General features: G+C 38.1%; 11 protein-coding genes. 7 read left to right on the top strand and 4 right to left on the bottom strand.

Translation table 11 applies throughout. The annotated features are described in order from the left end of the window. Positions 1 to 2 precede the first annotated feature (2 nt). The 6 genes from EJF25_RS20100 (at position 3) to EJF25_RS20075 (ending at position 6,428) form a co-directional block, all read left to right on the top strand. The gene (locus EJF25_RS20100) at positions 3 to 665 is read left to right on the top strand and encodes a DNA alkylation repair protein (RefSeq protein ID WP_125042448.1); all 663 of its coding nucleotides are present in this window, start codon (positions 3 to 5) and stop codon (positions 663 to 665) included. Positions 666 to 776: 111 nt separating this feature from the next. Beyond that, positions 777 to 1,265: a Fur family transcriptional regulator gene (locus tag EJF25_RS20095; protein WP_025075980.1), complete on the top strand. Its 489-nt coding sequence runs from the start codon at positions 777 to 779 to the stop codon at positions 1,263 to 1,265. Beyond that, complete coding sequence (locus EJF25_RS20090; protein ID WP_125042447.1) at positions 1,262 to 2,533, top strand: adenylosuccinate synthase; 1,272 nt, start codon at positions 1,262 to 1,264, stop codon at positions 2,531 to 2,533. Before EJF25_RS20095 ends, EJF25_RS20090 begins: the two co-directional genes overlap by 4 nt. A gap of 86 nt (positions 2,534 to 2,619) precedes the next feature. Further along, a complete protein-coding gene (locus tag EJF25_RS20085; RefSeq protein WP_125042446.1) occupies positions 2,620 to 3,924 on the top strand; it encodes an alpha-L-fucosidase in 1,305 nt (434 codons plus the stop codon). A gap of 120 nt (positions 3,925 to 4,044) precedes the next feature. Continuing rightward, positions 4,045 to 4,725 carry a zinc metallopeptidase gene (locus tag EJF25_RS20080; protein ID WP_125042445.1) on the top strand — a complete coding sequence of 227 codons (681 nt, stop codon included), beginning with the start codon at positions 4,045 to 4,047 and terminating at the stop codon, positions 4,723 to 4,725. A 101-nt stretch (positions 4,726 to 4,826) separates the two neighbouring features. Then, positions 4,827 to 6,428 (top strand): glycosyl hydrolase family 28 protein, encoded by a 1,602-nt coding sequence (locus EJF25_RS20075; protein WP_125042444.1) that lies wholly within the window; start codon positions 4,827 to 4,829, stop codon positions 6,426 to 6,428. A 213-nt stretch (positions 6,429 to 6,641) separates the two neighbouring features. Here EJF25_RS20075 and EJF25_RS20070 read toward each other — a convergent pair whose 3' ends face one another. After that, positions 6,642 to 8,756 carry a retropepsin-like aspartic protease gene (locus EJF25_RS20070; RefSeq protein WP_125042443.1) on the bottom strand — a complete coding sequence of 705 codons (2,115 nt, stop codon included), beginning with the start codon at positions 8,754 to 8,756 and terminating at the stop codon, positions 6,642 to 6,644. Positions 8,757 to 8,950: 194 nt separating this feature from the next. Between EJF25_RS20070 and hisS the strand changes: the two genes are divergently transcribed. Further along, on the top strand, positions 8,951 to 10,315 hold the full coding sequence (gene hisS / locus EJF25_RS20065; protein ID WP_125042442.1) for a histidine--tRNA ligase: 1,365 nt from the start codon (positions 8,951 to 8,953) through the stop codon (positions 10,313 to 10,315). Positions 10,316 to 10,388: 73 nt separating this feature from the next. Here hisS and EJF25_RS20060 read toward each other — a convergent pair whose 3' ends face one another. Genes EJF25_RS20060 through hydG form a run of 3 tightly spaced genes read right to left on the bottom strand, consistent with a single transcriptional unit; the run spans position 10,389 to position 15,631 of the window. Then, a complete protein-coding gene (locus EJF25_RS20060) occupies positions 10,389 to 12,926 on the bottom strand; it encodes an alpha/beta hydrolase family protein (protein WP_200832950.1) in 2,538 nt (845 codons plus the stop codon). 22 nt (positions 12,927 to 12,948) lie between these two features. Further along, on the bottom strand, positions 12,949 to 14,157 hold the full coding sequence (gene hydF, locus EJF25_RS20055) for a [FeFe] hydrogenase H-cluster maturation GTPase HydF (RefSeq protein ID WP_125042441.1): 1,209 nt from the start codon (positions 14,155 to 14,157) through the stop codon (positions 12,949 to 12,951). A gap of 52 nt (positions 14,158 to 14,209) precedes the next feature. Further along, positions 14,210 to 15,631, bottom strand: coding sequence for a [FeFe] hydrogenase H-cluster radical SAM maturase HydG (gene hydG / locus EJF25_RS20050; RefSeq protein WP_200832949.1), 1,422 nt, complete (start codon positions 15,629 to 15,631; stop codon positions 14,210 to 14,212).

Genomic DNA, 15,631 nt, shown 5'->3' with positions numbered 1-15,631 from the left:
AAATGGATGTTAAAGAACAATTGAAAGATATCAAAACACAACTCCGTCTCTCTATGAACGGAGCTGTGTCTCAAAGTATGCGTGAGAAGGGATTGGTGTATAAACTTAATTTCGGTGTAGAACTTCCACGTATCAAGATGATTGCTGATGGTTACGAGAAAAACCATGATCTGGCGCAAGCATTATGGAAAGAGAATATTCGTGAATGTAAGATTCTGGCTGCGATGTTACAACCCATCGATACCTTTTATCCGGAAATTGCTGATATTTGGGTAGAGGACATTCAAAATATTGAAATAGCAGAATTAACCTGCATGAATCTGTTTCAGTATTTACCGTATGCGCCTGCTAAATCATTTCATTGGATAGCCGATGAACGGGAATATGTACAGACTTGCGGTTTTTTGACTGTTGCCCGTCTTTTGATGAAGAAAGGAGATATGACGGAAAGAGTTGCCGGAGAATTGCTTGATCAGGCTATATGTGCGGCTCATTCAGATAGTTATCATGTACGAAACGCTGCGATGTTAGCTATTCGCAAATATATGCAACATAGCGAAGAACATGCTTTTCAGGTGTGTCGTCTGGTAGAAGGAATGGCAGATTCTTCTATGGAAGCAGAGCAGATGTTGTATTATATGGTGAAAGAAGAATTGGGTGAGTGATAGTTTACTTGTTGCTTAACTCATAAATTATCCTTCATACAAATATCACAGAAAATCTTTTGCTTTCCGCAAAAAAGGCTTAACTTTGTTCGCGCTAATTTTGTGCTGATGATGGAAACTCAAAATGTGAAAGATACGGTACGGCAGATATTCACCGAATATCTTACTGTAAACGGGCATCGTAAGACTCCCGAACGTTATGCCATACTCGAAACTATCTACTCCATCGAAGGACATTTCGATATTGATATGCTCTATTCACGGATGATGGATCAGGAAAATTTTCGGGTGAGTCGGGCAACTCTCTACAATACTATTATTCTGCTTATCAATGCGCGATTGGTCATCAAGCATCAGTTTGGAACTTCCTCTCAATATGAAAAATCATATAATCGTGAAACGCATCATCATCAGATATGTACCCAATGTGGTAAAGTGACTGAGTTTCAAAATGAGGAATTGCAGCATGCCATTGAGAATACGAAGTTAAGCCGCTTTCAACTTTCTCATTACTCCTTATATATATATGGATTGTGTAGCAAATGCGACAGAGCGAATAAGCGAAAAAAAGTAAATAACAACAATAAAAAAGAAAAATGAAAGTAGATGTTCTATTAGGATTACAATGGGGCGACGAAGGTAAAGGAAAAGTAGTCGATGTATTAACACCTAAGTATGATGTGGTTGCTCGTTTCCAGGGCGGTCCGAATGCAGGTCATACACTTGAGTTCGAAGGACAAAAATATGTACTTCGTTCCATCCCTTCCGGTATTTTTCAGGGTGATAAAGTAAACATTATTGGTAATGGTGTAGTACTTGATCCGGCACTGTTCAAAGCCGAAGCCGAAGCTCTTGAAGCATCAGGTCACCCGTTGAAAGAACGCTTGCATATCTCAAAGAAAGCTCACCTTATTCTTCCGACACATCGTATTCTGGATGCAGCTTATGAAGCAGCTAAAGGAGATGCGAAAGTAGGTACTACTGGTAAGGGCATTGGTCCTACTTATACGGATAAAGTAAGCCGTAATGGTGTCCGTGTAGGGGATATCCTTCATAATTTCGAACAGAAATATGCAGCTGCAAAAGCTCGTCATGAGCAAATCCTGAAGGATTTGAATTATGAATATGACTTGACCGAGCTTGAAAAAGCATGGATGGAAGGGATTGAATATCTGAAACAATTCCATCTTGTAGACAGCGAACATGAAATCAATAATCTGTTGAACGATGGAAAGAGTGTACTTTGCGAAGGTGCTCAGGGAACTATGTTAGATGTTGATTTTGGTTCTTATCCATTCGTTACTTCTTCTAATACTATATGTGCCGGTGCTTGTACAGGTTTAGGACTGGGTCCTAATCGTATCGGTGAAGTATATGGTATTTTCAAAGCATATTGTACACGTGTGGGTGCAGGTCCTTTCCCAACAGAATTGTTTGACGAGACTGGAGATAAAATAGGTGCGCTGGGACATGAGTTTGGTGCAGTGACAGGTCGTAAACGTCGTTGTGGTTGGATTGACTTAGTAGCATTGAAATATTCGGTAATGATTAATGGTGTCACTAAACTGATCATGATGAAGAGTGATGTGCTTGATACCTTCGATACCATCAAAGCTTGTGTAGCTTATAAATTGAATGGTGAAGAAATTGATTATTTCCCTTATGATATCACAGAAGGTGTAGAACCTATATTAGCTGAACTTCCAGGTTGGAAAACAGATATGACTAAGATGCAGAGCGAGGATGAGTTTCCTGAAGAATTCAATGCTTATCTGAACTTTTTAGAAGAACAACTTGGAGTACAAATCAAGATTGTTTCTGTTGGGCCTGATAGAGCTCAAACGATTGAACGTTATACTGAAGAATAAAAAATATAATTTTTTGGAGAAAGGCGGAGGTATAAGAGCTCCGCCTTTTTTATTTATTGTTTTAATTCTTATTTTAATAATGCCTTATGAAAACACATCTTATTTCTTTCCTATTGTTATTAGGTATGAGTTTAGGGATATCTGCTCAGCCTTCTTATCAACCTTCTCAGGAGAATTTAAAAGCACGTCAGGAGTTTCAGGATAATAAATTTGGTATTTTCCTTCATTGGGGGTTGTATGCTATGCTTGCTACCGGTGAGTGGACAATGACAAACAATAATCTGAATTATAAAGAGTATGCCAAACTGGCAGGTGGCTTTGACCCGTCTAAATTTGACGCTGAGAAGTGGGTGGCAGCTATTAAAGCTTCAGGAGCAAAGTACATTTGTTTCACTAGTCGTCATCATGAAGGTTTTTCTATGTTCGATACGAAATATTCTGATTTTAATGTAGTCAAGGCTACTCCTTTTAAGAGAGATATTATAAAAGAATTAGCTGCCGCTTGTGCTAAACAAGGGATCAAGCTTCATTTTTACTACTCTCATCTTGATTGGTCGCGAGAAGACTATCCATGGGGACGTACAGGGCGTGGTACCGGACGTCCAAATGCGCAAGGTGATTGGAAGAGTTATTATCAGTTTATGAATAATCAGCTGACAGAATTACTGACGAATTATGGTCCGGTAGGTGCTATTTGGTTTGATGGATGGTGGGATCAGGATCAGAATCCGAGCTTTGATTGGGAACTTCCGGAGCAATACGCATTGATTCATAAACTTCAACCGGGATGTTTGGTTGGCAATAATCATCATCAAGTACCTTTTCAAGGTGAAGACATTCAGATTTTTGAGCGTGATCTGCCTGGAGAGAATACTACTGGGCTTTCCGGACAGGACGTTAGTCAATTGCCATTGGAAACTTGTGAGACAATGAATGGAATGTGGGGATACAAAATTACTGATCAGAATTATAAATCGACTAAAACCTTGATTCACTATTTGGTAAAAGCCGCTGGTAGGAATGCAAACCTTTTGATGAATATCGGTCCTCAGCCGAATGGAGAACTTCCGGAGGTGGCTGTACAACGGTTGAAAGAAATAGGTGATTGGATGAATCAGTATAGTGAAACTATTTATGAGACAAGAGGGGGGATTATTGCTCCTCAAGACTGGGGAGTTACCACACAGAAAGGAGATAAACTATATGTGCATATCCTTGATTTGAAAGATAAGACTTTATTCTTACCTCTAACTAATAAAAAGGTAAAGAAAGCCGTTTTATTTAAGGATAAATCTCCAGTCCGATTTACCAAAACGAAAGAAGGTGTTTCGCTCGAACTATCAGAGCTTCCGGGAGATGTTGATTACATTGTTGAACTTACAATTGACTAATTTTTAGATAATTCTTCCTAAAAGCGAGGGAAAACTATTCTTACATTGATCGTTTACTCTTATTTTTGGCAAACTATTTGTTTATATAGTATTGAGTAATAATTTTAAAAAGAATAAAGTATGATTTCACCTTGGGTATTATTTATTGGAATTGCTGTTGTTAGCTGGCTAGTACAGATGAATTTGCAAAACAAGTTCAAGAAGTATTCAAAGATACCTACCGGAAACGGGATGACAGGTCGTGATGTGGCTTTGAAGATGTTACACGACAATGGAATTTATGATGTAAAAGTGACACATACTCCCGGACAATTGACCGATCATTATAATCCTGCCAATAAGACAGTGAATTTGAGTGAAGGAGTATATGAGAGCAATAGTATTATGGCTGCTGCAGTGGCAGCACACGAATGCGGACATGCTGTTCAGCACGCACGTATGTATGCTCCCTTAAAGATGCGTAGTGCATTAGTTCCGATTGTGAATTTTTCGTCTTCTATTGTTACATGGGTTTTATTAGGTGGTATTTTGATGTTAAATACATTCCCTCAATTATTGTGGATTGGTATTATTTTGTTTGCTACGACAACGTTATTTAGTTTTATCACTTTACCGGTGGAAATAAATGCAAGTAAACGTGCACTCGTTTGGTTGAATTCATCTGGTATAACTAATTCATATAATCATTCGCAGGCGGAAGATGCTCTTCGCTCAGCTGCTTATACATATGTAGTAGCTGCTTTGGGTTCATTGGCAACTTTGATTTATTATGTTATGATCGCAATGGGAAGAAGAAACTAAACTTCTTTTATAAGATATAATTAAGCGCCTCCTTAGTTTTTTTAGTTGCTATGGAGGCGTTTATTGTTTTATCGAGAGTATTATAGGAAATATTTAAGATTATGAAAACTCTGAATCTTCATTTTTATGTATTATACATATCCATCGTATTAATCTTTCCGGATTGTATTCATGCACAAGATTCATTTAGTAAGTGGAATCGTTGTTATGTAGAGGGACAGGATTCTATAGATACAAATAATGTTTTCAGGACGTATTCGGTTCCGAAAGATTACCCTTATCTGGAGGAACATTCACCATTTAATGTTTCTGTTAATCATTCTTATATAGGACTTTATACAGATAAAAATGTTTGGGGAAAATGTGTCACTTTCGCTTCGTTTGATTTTGAGAATGGAAAAGAAGTTGAAATAGAAATAGCTTTTAAAGATTCGATCAACTCTTTTGAGGTTTTGCCTAGAAACGCGATATTTACAAATATACAACAATCTTCTGCTAATAGCATTTCTTTAAAGCTAAAGAAAACTGATCAACCCTTGACATTTGTGATAAACGGGGAATATCAGGGAGATGTACTTCATTTGTTTTGTAATAGCATAGATTCGATAGCTCCTTTAGTTTCTGATTCAAGCGGATATACATATGATTCAAAACAAAAACTTTACTATTTTGGACCGGGTTTTCATAAGTTAGCTAATTATTTTCCGAATGGAACACTTTCGATTTCCGGAGATCAAAAGATATATGTTTCCGGCGGTGCTGTACTTGAAGGACAGTTAAGAGTGAGTAACGGGAAAGGAGCGAAAATCTATGGGCGTGGTATGGTGATGAATGCGAAACCAGAGATTGTACTTTCGATAGATAACTCTCTTGGAAGTTGTAATGTAGAAGGCATTATTATTCATGGACATAGGGCACAATGCTGGTGTACTACAATGTCAAAAAGTTCAAATGTTAATTTTTCAAACATAAAAGTACTGACTACCCGGTATGCGAGTACAGATGGCATTGATATTATTAATTGCTCGGATTGTGAGTTTGACAATGTATTTGTGAGGAGTTGTGATGATGCCATAGCTATTAAAGGACTGGCTCCGGAAACGCAGGCTCCAGCTGATTGCCTTCCCAATAAAAACCTGATATTCCGGAAGATGCAATTGTGGAATGATTGTAATAATGCCTTTGGTATAGGAGCTGAAACACGTGCTTCCGTATATGAAAACATACAATTGCTGGATAGTGAAATTCTCTATTCGTACGATGACCCACATCATCATACGGAACTTGACGAACGTTCTGCTATGAATATTTGTGCATTGCAAGGTACTTATTTTAAAAATATACTATTTCAAGATATACGAGTAAACAGGTGCGAAAGATTGATTGGCATGGGCTTTAAAAACGATTTTTGGTTTGGCTCGATTCAAGGGAATCAAAGTTATTGCGGAGGGATTGATAATGTGATTTTTCGTAATATTACCTGTGAGAAAAATAGTGGAAGCTCTATTGCAAACGAAATTTGGCTCTATGGTTGGCAAAAAGAGGGTACTTCGCAAAAGAAGCTTACCAATATCCTTTTTGATAATGTGCGGATAGGAGACCATTTATTGAAAGATGATCATTATTCAGGTTTCCGAACAAATAATATTTTCGGGAATGTACTGGTCAATTATCGTTTTATTAATACATATCTGAATCAATAATTGACTTTTTTAATGAGCCAAAAGTAAAATGAACTATCACTTTGCTCTGTCATCTAAGGAAGTAGAGCCGAAGGCTCTCTCTTGCTACATCACAAGGAGAGATTCTCTGCTAAGCTCCTTGAATGACAGAATGGTGTAACTGTCGGATTTTTGCCTCTCTTTAAATTTTATTATGGTATTGTGTTGAGAGTGTTTGTGTCTGCAAGCCTTGATTTATTTGAGTTGTATGTGCATATTTCGAATATTAATTGTCACTTTCTTATTTTGTTCCAATAATTCTTTTAAGGTAATTGTTTGCATTCCGGGAAGTGTGTTACCAATAGCGAAGCTTTCTACATCATTATTTGTAGGGCGATAGTAGCATAAGATGTTTTGTATATTTAGTAGAGGATATTCGATTCCTTTTTTGTCTGTATTAATGGTCTGATCGGATAACGTGATTTGATTAGTTCCCATACTATATTGTGGAATTAGCCGTAATAAATTGTTGCCTAAACAGATATTGTCTACTTCATCATTAATAAAAAACTGTACATTACGAACAGTCGTATTTCCTAATATCAATTCTTCAGCAATAGCAATTTTTCTATTTGTCATAGAATCGTCTTCAAATTCAATGATCTTCATTTGATATTTAGTCGCGTCTTTTGACGAAATCTGACATTCTTTTTTATCGGGTGAGAAGTAAACTTCAGATGTTGTTTTGTTGATTTTAGCATTTACACATAATCCGTTGTCTGTTAAAGTTGCGGGGAGAATAGATTCAGAACTGTGCCAGTCTATGTTTGGTTTTCCTATTGGTTCTAAAGCAATACATTTATTTAATCCTCCTTTTAGATCAGGAGCTGTTTCTATAAAGCTCTTTGTAACTTTTATAGCTGATGTATAATCTCCGATAGCTGCAAAAGCGGCGGCTCGTATATTTAAAATTGTAGTTTTTGATCCTTCTTCTACCAGTTGCTTTTCATACTTAGTTAATAATGAATCTGTATATTGAATACATATTTCTGATCGTTCTTTTAGAAATTCTAAAAACATACGGATGATCCAGCGTCCCTTTTCATCTGTTGTTGCTTCAAACCATTTACGATTTGCATCCAAGCGGATAAAGTCACCGTTATTAATACAAATAGAATAATGAAGAGGGTGCGTCCGGTAGCCTTTACCACTGAATGTCATTTGATCAAGATCTAAAATACAGGATTCAAAGCTTGAAGTATACGGGAATCCCAATAACCCTTCACAAGTACCTGCTATATCATTGTGTCCTTGTCTGGTAAGGAACTGAACAGGATTTTCAAGAATAGAGTGCCATTCCAGAGAATTCTCCTGGATAGAGTTATTTGTATAAATAAGATTGCTGTCATATCCTGTATCAAACATATATTCTTCCTTCTTATTATTGTTTAGATGTTGGATATAGGGATGTCCGTCTCTGAAACATACATTCGGTTGAAGAACTTTCTTTTGAGCGTTTTTCCTAAAAGTGACTTTGCCCGGTGAAAATTCGATGGATGATAATTTCATTAATTCCTGCATTCCCAAAGTGTTACTTTGAGAAAAGTAATCCGGAGCTTGTGGAGATGCTATTTGAACATTGATATTGTGATATACAATGTTTCCTACTTGCATTTTATCTATTATTCCAGTAACGGCTTTTATATCTCCCAAATAACTGCCAACAATAACTGTATCTCTTAGCATGTGAACATTGCACTTTTCTGCTGTAGCATAAGAGAGAAAGGTAAATGGTGCTCCTGTATCGATAATGACATTCGGTATTTCAATGTCATTTATCTGAACAGGTATTCGAAGCGGAAAGTCCTGCGGAATCGGGATCGTGCAAATTTCTTTATTAAAATCTATTCTACTATCAGGTGTCCCGTCTAATTGACGGGCTACAGATTCTATCCAGGCAAATTCAGGCCCCGTCTGGGAAAGAGAATCTTTTTCAATGCTTTTGCAATAGACTGCCAATTCATTATATTTTCCTAGTTCAAAAAGGGCTTTAGCTTTTAAGTATTTATATTTAGGAGGATAATCTTCAGAAGCATAATATGTGTACAATGAGTCGATACTTTTAATAAGTAATTCTGGGCGGTTGAATGCGTTGCCGATACACATTTGCGCATAAAATCTCATACTAGGTTCAAAATAAGCGGCAGAATCATTATGTAGTTTCCATATTTCAAAGAAAGAATCATTAGAACCTAATTTAATGAGTTTGTCAGTGTAATTATTCTGAATTTGGCTTTGTACTTGAAGAATATGTCCAGTGAAAAGCAAAAAGCAAATAATAATTTGATGGAGGAGATGTCGTTTGTTCATGCACTTATAGTTTAAAGTAGAATATATTTCGCTACAAAGTTCGTCATTTATTGTGATAAGAACAAATATTCTAATGCTTATTTCATCTACCTTATTTTTATTTATAAAAGTGAGTTTATTTAAAGTTTTAGTTAGTCGAGATTTTCAATAATTTGCTGTAAATTTGCGCAATTAAAACTATAAACAGTAATATTATGGCAGCAAAACCAAGTATTCCTAAAGGAACTCGTGACTTTTCGCCGGTAGAAATGGCGAAGCGTAACTATATATTCAATATAATTCGTGATGTATATCATCTGTATGGTTTCCAGCAGATAGAGACTCCTGCGATGGAGATGCTTTCTACATTGATGGGTAAATACGGTGATGAAGGGGATAAGCTTCTTTTTAAGATTCAGAATTCAGGTGATTATTTTTCCGGGATTACTGACGAAGAACTGTTGAGTCGTAATGCTACTAAACTGGCAAGCAAGTTCTGTGAAAAAGGACTTCGTTATGACTTGACTGTGCCTTTTGCTCGTTATGTGGTGATGCATCGTGATGAAATCACTTTCCCGTTCAAACGTTATCAGATTCAACCGGTTTGGAGAGCAGATCGTCCACAGAAGGGACGTTATCGTGAATTCTATCAGTGTGACGCTGATGTAGTAGGTAGCGATTCATTACTGAATGAGGTTGAGTTAATGCAGATTGTAGATACGGTGTTCAGCCGGTTTGGGATTCGCGTATGCATTAAAATCAATAACCGCAAAATACTTTCTGGGATTGCAGAGATTATTGGCGAAGCTGATAAGATAATAGATATTACAGTTGCAATCGATAAATTAGATAAGATCGGTTTGGAGAATGTGAATGCCGAACTGAAAGAAAAAGGAATCAGTGATGAAGCGATTGCTAAGTTACAACCGATTATTCTATTGAGTGGAACCAATGCTGAAAAGCTCGCTACTTTGAAAAATCTATTAGCTGCAAGCGAAGTAGGAATGAAAGGAGTGGAAGAAAGTGAATTCATTCTGAATACTTTGGAAACAATGGGATTGAAGAATGAAATAGAGTTGGATTTGACATTGGCTCGCGGACTGAACTATTATACAGGTGCCATCTTTGAAGTGAAAGCATTGGATGTACAGATTGGCAGTATTACGGGTGGAGGCCGTTATGATAATTTGACAGGAGTATTCGGGATGTCCGGTGTTTCCGGTGTTGGTATTTCTTTTGGTGCCGATCGTATTTTTGACGTGTTGAATCAGTTGGAACTGTATCCGAAAGAAGCAGTAAATAGTACGGAAGTATTGTTTGTGAATTTTGGTGAGAAAGAAGCAGCGTTTGCTATCGGAATATTAGCTAAAGTTCGTACAGTAGGTATACGTGCTGAAATATTCCCGGATGCAGCTAAGATGAAAAAGCAGATGAGCTATGCAAATGCTAAAAATATTCCTTTTGTTGCTATCGTTGGAGAGAATGAGATGAATGAAGGTAAAGTTATGCTTAAGAATATGGAAACAGGAGAACAAAGTCTTGTTTCAGCAGAAGAACTGACTGCTATTTTGCGCAAATAAAATATCTTTCTGTAACGAATCTGTAAAGAATAGGAGGTATGCTAAGAACTATTTTGCATACCTCCTATATTTTTTATAAATGTCGTTCCGGATACATTTCATTCCACCATTCCGGTCGTTCTTGCAGCCATCGTGCAAACCAAGCCATGATAGAATTATGCCATTTGATGCGTTTGTCGTAATCCGAAATAAAGTGGTTCTCTCCATCTACGGTGATAAATTCTACTGTTTTACCTAATATTTTGAGAGCATTGAAAAGCTGAATACTTTCACCGATAGGTACATTCGTATCGACAGTTCCATGCAATAGCAGCAATGGAGTGTTGATTTTGTCTGCATTGAACAGAGAACCTTGTTTGGTAAACAGTTCGGAATTATTCCATGGATAGCTATCAGCGGCAGCAATAGAATTATATCCATAGCCCCAATAACCTTCTCCCCAATAACTGGTTACATTGCTGATACCTGCGTGTGATACAGCGGCAGCAAAAATGTCTGTTTGAGTCTGCAAATACTGAGTCATAAATCCACCATAAGAAGCACCAATACATCCGATTCGTTTCTTGTCCACAAACGGATGTTCTTTACAGAATTGCTTTGTACCTTCAATTATATCATCGGCAGTACGCTTTCCCCAGGCATTGACGTGACGTGCAGAAAACTCCTGTCCGAAACCGATTGTGCCGCTAGGTTGGATAACATATACTACATAATCTCTCGAGGCAAATAACTGTGCACAATACGGACTACTGATACCGCGGGTTGTAGGAGTCGTTCCACCGTAATAATATACAATCATCGGATATTTCTTATTCGGATCAAAATTGGGGGGTAAACACATTTTTCCTGTGATTACTGTTCCGTCCGAAGCTGTAAAGTTCCAAGGTTCAGTTTTTCCTAATTCAATTTTTTCCAGAATTGGTTTCATCGGATCTGCCAACAATCGGGACGTTTTCTTTTTCATATCATATAGGTAGGCAACGCCTGCATTATGATCCGATTGACCGATATAAGCAGCTATCCATGGATTGTTTTCTGCTAAAGTGAAAGACCCGGTAACATCTGTTTCTAAATTCAACTTTTCAAAGTTATTGTTTTTGGGAGAATAGCGGTAAATGTTTTTGCAGTCACCATCATCCGTGTTGAAGTAGATACATCCATCTCCTCGATTCCATTGCAAAAGACTGACGGTAGGATTGAAATTTTTGGTGATCGGCTCTATCTTACGGGTAGCCAAATCCATAATAAATGCCTGAGTGTCGTAATCATTGGCAATAGGATGATCGCCACAATTCTTTCCAATTCCCCCAAAAGCTTCGGGACTTGCAGTCAGCAATAGTTTTTTCCCATCCGGAGAATAATTGGCTCCTCCCAGAAATCGTTCTTCGTGGAAAAGAGTATCTACTTTCAATGTTTCCAAATCAACGAGATAAAGAGAAGACAGTGAGTAAGGACGTTGGGTGATGTTCTCCTTTGAAGTACTGTATATCAGATATCTACCGTCTGGAGAAATATCTTGTAAATAGGTACTGTGATTGCCATAAGTTAAACGTTCGGAAACTCCATCGGTTATATTATACTTAGCAAGGAAACTGCGTCCACGAGTATTTGGGATGCGGTCTGCTGGGCTGACAATACGGCGTAAATTCCCTGCTTCCTTTTCTCCTTCCTCGTAAGGATAATAGATAAGATACTCCTCAGTAGGCGACCAAGTGAAATTCTGTTCGGGAATTCCTTTCAGAATTGTTTCTTCCTGTAATGTAGCAGGATCGAATGTAAGTACATCATTTCCGCTAGAAGCAGTAGCAGTGTAATACAACTTATCGCTTTTCGGCATCCAGCGCATGCCATCCTTTACATTTTCTAAAATAACTTTTCCGGTTTTCAGTTCAGTGAGTTCGCAATAGATGCGCGAACGTTTGGCAGAGTGGTTGTTCCAATAACGGGTTAATAGATATTTTCCACTGGGAGAGATAGATACGGCAATAACCTTGTTTCCGTAGACCGTATTGTCAAGAGCAAAACGTTTTTTGGCATTCGGGTCCAAAGTGCAGGCGATATCTTTGAATTGCTTGTCTTTTATAAATTCACTTTTTAACGTAGGTATAGCTTTATCTTCGGAAGTAGAAAGAAGTTTGAATGTAATTTCGTAATCTCGTTCCGGTTCCAGATTGATAGCAATCTCATGGGAAGAGGCAGAAGTGATGCTATCTTCGGCATTTTCTTTTTTGTGTTTAGAAACTCCGTCAATAAAAGCTTCCCAGCGTACAGGAGAAGTGACTTTCAGCTTACCTTTAACAAAGCGCTCTGCTCTAATTTGAGTCTTGACTAAATAGATTTTACTGTCTTTCTCCGCTTTCGTTAATTTCAGAAATCCAGCGGTGTCTACAGCTAGCGTTTGCATAGGTGCATCGGGCAACTCCAATACTACCGGAGTCTGAAGTAACATTTTAGTTGCATATTTTTCTCCTTTAGGATTGATACTGTCGTTCATAATAGGAGTACGTACATCAATTGCATTACGAACTTGGTATTGCGTCAATCTGTCCTGTGCTTGGAGAATAACGCCGGTTGCCAGAAAAATGGCTAAAATCATTCCTTTCTTTTTCATGTGCAGTGTATTTTAATAAGTATTAGTATTCGATGTGTTCCAATATTCCGTTTAAAAAAGCGATAGCTACTCCATAATTTGTCATAGGTATCTTTTGTTCTCGGGCGCGTTCAATACGGTTGAGTACATACTTGCGGTTGAACATGCAAGCTCCGCAATGTATGACTAACGAATATGGAGTTAAATTCTCCGGAAAGTCAGTGCCCGAAACAATATCGATGGATAACTTCTCACCAATTCTTTTTCGCAATAATCGTGGGAGTTTTACTCTTCCTATATCCTCGGAAAGTGGAGCATGGGTACATGCTTCGGCTATTAACACACGTGATGCTTCTGTCAGACTTTCAATAACGGCAGCACTTTCGATATAGAAATGGATATCTCCCTTATAACCGGCAAAAAGAATGGAAAAGGATGTGAGTTTACTCTCTTCCGGCTTCTGTTCATAAACTGTTTTGAAAACTTGTGAGTCCGTAATAATTAATTTGGGAGGACGGGTAAGTACTTTTAATGTTTCCGCCAGTTTGTCGGTAGTACATGTCACAACGAGGCACTTCTTGTCCAGTAATTCACGGATCGTTTGTACTTGTGGCAAGATCAGTCTGCCTTTGGGAGCCTGAATGTCTTGAGGCATAACAAGTAATACAAGATCGTTTTCAGTCACAAGTTTACCAGTGATACTTTGCTCTTCAAACTCTGTAGGTAGCTTCTCAAGAATAGCCGGACGAATCTGTTCGATACCCGTCCATTCTTTGGTGCTGACTAAAATAGGGTTATTTCCTAAAAGCTCTCTTATACGTTTGGCAAGAGATTTTGTCGTTTTCCGAATATCCGTTTTGTTGATTAGAAAAATAATCGGAATGTTCTTTTCTTTCAGTTGTTCATACCAATAGAGTTCCTCTTTTAGCTCTGGTTCTTCTTCTGTAGCGTCACCTCCACAAATCATAATAGCGATATCTGTTTTCTCTATTGCCTTTTTTGTTTTTTCAATGCGCATCTTTCCCAATTCCCCTTCATCATCAAATCCTGGTGTATCGATAAATAAACAAGGACCTATTCCCTGAATTTCCATTGCTTTCGATACAGGATCAGTCGTAGTACCCGGAGTGTCGGAGACAAGAGCTACCTCTTGTCCTGTCAATGCGTTAATGAGCGATGATTTTCCGCTATTACGTTTCCCGAAGAGAGTTATATGTAACCGGTTGGCATTTGGAGTATCTGATAAACTCATAATTTAGGATGGATATGAAATTTATTATTGCTACAAAACTACATTTTATTATTTAGAATCGAAAATCCCTTTTGCCTTCAGCTATCTCTTTTAAGTTCCTAATTGCTATTTCTCTGATCTTAGGGTTCGGTATTCCTTCCGTTTCCTTCTGAATCAAAGAAACTCCTTTCTTTCGAGTATCTTCTGAGGCATAATCTTCCAGATATTCTTTCAGAGTCATTAAAGCATTTGGTCCGCAGCAATTAGCTATCTGACCGGATTTGACCAATGACATAAAACGGTCTCCGGTTCGTCCTTCCCGATAACAGGCAGTACAGAAACTAGGAATATATCCCAGTTTGAGTAACCAATTTACTACCTCATCCAATGACCGGGTATCACTTACATCGAACTGAGCTGAATTATTTGTCGGAAGTTCTGTTTCTGCATATCCGCCGACACTGGTACGGGAACCGCCACTTATCTGTGAAATTCCTAGTTCCAGCACCTTTCTACGAGATTCTTGTGATTCACGAGTTGAGATTATCATTCCCGTATAAGGAACAGCAATTCGGATGACAGCTACGATTTTACTGAATATCTCGTCAGAGATAGCATTAGGAAAATCTTCCGCATTTATATCATCTGCCGAACAAATACGGGGCACGCTGATAGTATGCGGACCAACTCCGAATCGGGCTTCCAAATGTTCGGCGTGCATTAGCAATCCTACAAAATCATATCGGAACGTATTTAGACCAAAAAGTACTCCCATTCCTACATCGTCGATTCCTCCTTCCATGGCACGATCCATTGCCTCCGTATGGTAAGCGTAATTGCTTTTCGGACCGGTGGGATGGAGATTTTCATAGTTTTCTTTGTGGTAGGTTTCCTGGAATAGAATATACGTGCCGATTCCCGCTTCTTTCAGACGGCGGTAATTTTCTACCGTAGTAGCGGCGATATTCACATTAACCCGTCGGATTGCCCCGTTTTTATGCTTGATGCTGTAAATCGTTTGAATGGATTCCAGAATATATTCTATCGGATTTAATGAGGGATGTTCTCCAGCTTCAAGTGCCAGACGTTTATGTCCCATATCCTGTAGCGCGATTACTTCTTTGCAGATTTCCTCTTGCGTTAGTTTTTTACGGGCAATTGTTTTATTCTTAGCATGATACGGACAATAGACGCAACCATTGACACAATAATTAGACAAATAAAGTGGGGCAAACATCACAATACGATTGCCATAAAACTTTTGTTTGATTTCTTTGGCAAGATGAAAAATTCTTTCTATTAGGTCAGGCTGATCACACTCCAATAGTAAAGCTGCCTCCTTGTGAGTCAGTCCTTTGTAGAGAGCAGCTTTTTCGATAAGTTGCTCTATCAAAACGCGGTTATTTTTATTAGCCTGTGCATATTCCAAAGTTGCCAGAATTTCTTCGTGGTTGATAAACTCTTCTGCTTTTGATGAATCTGCTTGGTATATCAT

This window comes from Bacteroides faecalis, assembly GCF_003865075.1.
Classification (GTDB): Bacteria; Bacteroidota; Bacteroidia; order Bacteroidales; family Bacteroidaceae; genus Bacteroides; species Bacteroides faecalis.
This window is presented reverse-complemented; position numbering and strand designations above follow the sequence as displayed.

Bases quoted from the DNA above. Each gene is read 5' to 3' on its own strand.
- hisS (WP_125042442.1), top strand. From the start codon at position 8,951: ATGGCAGCAAAACCAAGTATTCCTAAAGGAACTCGTGACTTTTCGCCG.
- EJF25_RS20060 (WP_200832950.1), bottom strand. From the start codon at position 12,926: ATGAAAAAGAAAGGAATGATTTTAGCCATTTTTCTGGCAACCGGCGTT.
- EJF25_RS20100 (WP_125042448.1), top strand. From the start codon at position 3: ATGGATGTTAAAGAACAATTGAAAGATATCAAAACACAACTCCGTCTC.
- hydF (WP_125042441.1), bottom strand. From the start codon at position 14,157: ATGAGTTTATCAGATACTCCAAATGCCAACCGGTTACATATAACTCTC.
- EJF25_RS20075 (WP_125042444.1), top strand. From the start codon at position 4,827: ATGAAAACTCTGAATCTTCATTTTTATGTATTATACATATCCATCGTA.
- EJF25_RS20070 (WP_125042443.1), bottom strand. From the start codon at position 8,756: ATGAACAAACGACATCTCCTCCATCAAATTATTATTTGCTTTTTGCTT.
- EJF25_RS20095 (WP_025075980.1), top strand. From the start codon at position 777: ATGGAAACTCAAAATGTGAAAGATACGGTACGGCAGATATTCACCGAA.
- EJF25_RS20080 (WP_125042445.1), top strand. From the start codon at position 4,045: ATGATTTCACCTTGGGTATTATTTATTGGAATTGCTGTTGTTAGCTGG.
- EJF25_RS20090 (WP_125042447.1), top strand. From the start codon at position 1,262: ATGAAAGTAGATGTTCTATTAGGATTACAATGGGGCGACGAAGGTAAA.
- hydG (WP_200832949.1), bottom strand. From the start codon at position 15,631: ATGATATACCAAGCAGATTCATCAAAAGCAGAAGAGTTTATCAACCAC.
- EJF25_RS20085 (WP_125042446.1), top strand. From the start codon at position 2,620: ATGAAAACACATCTTATTTCTTTCCTATTGTTATTAGGTATGAGTTTA.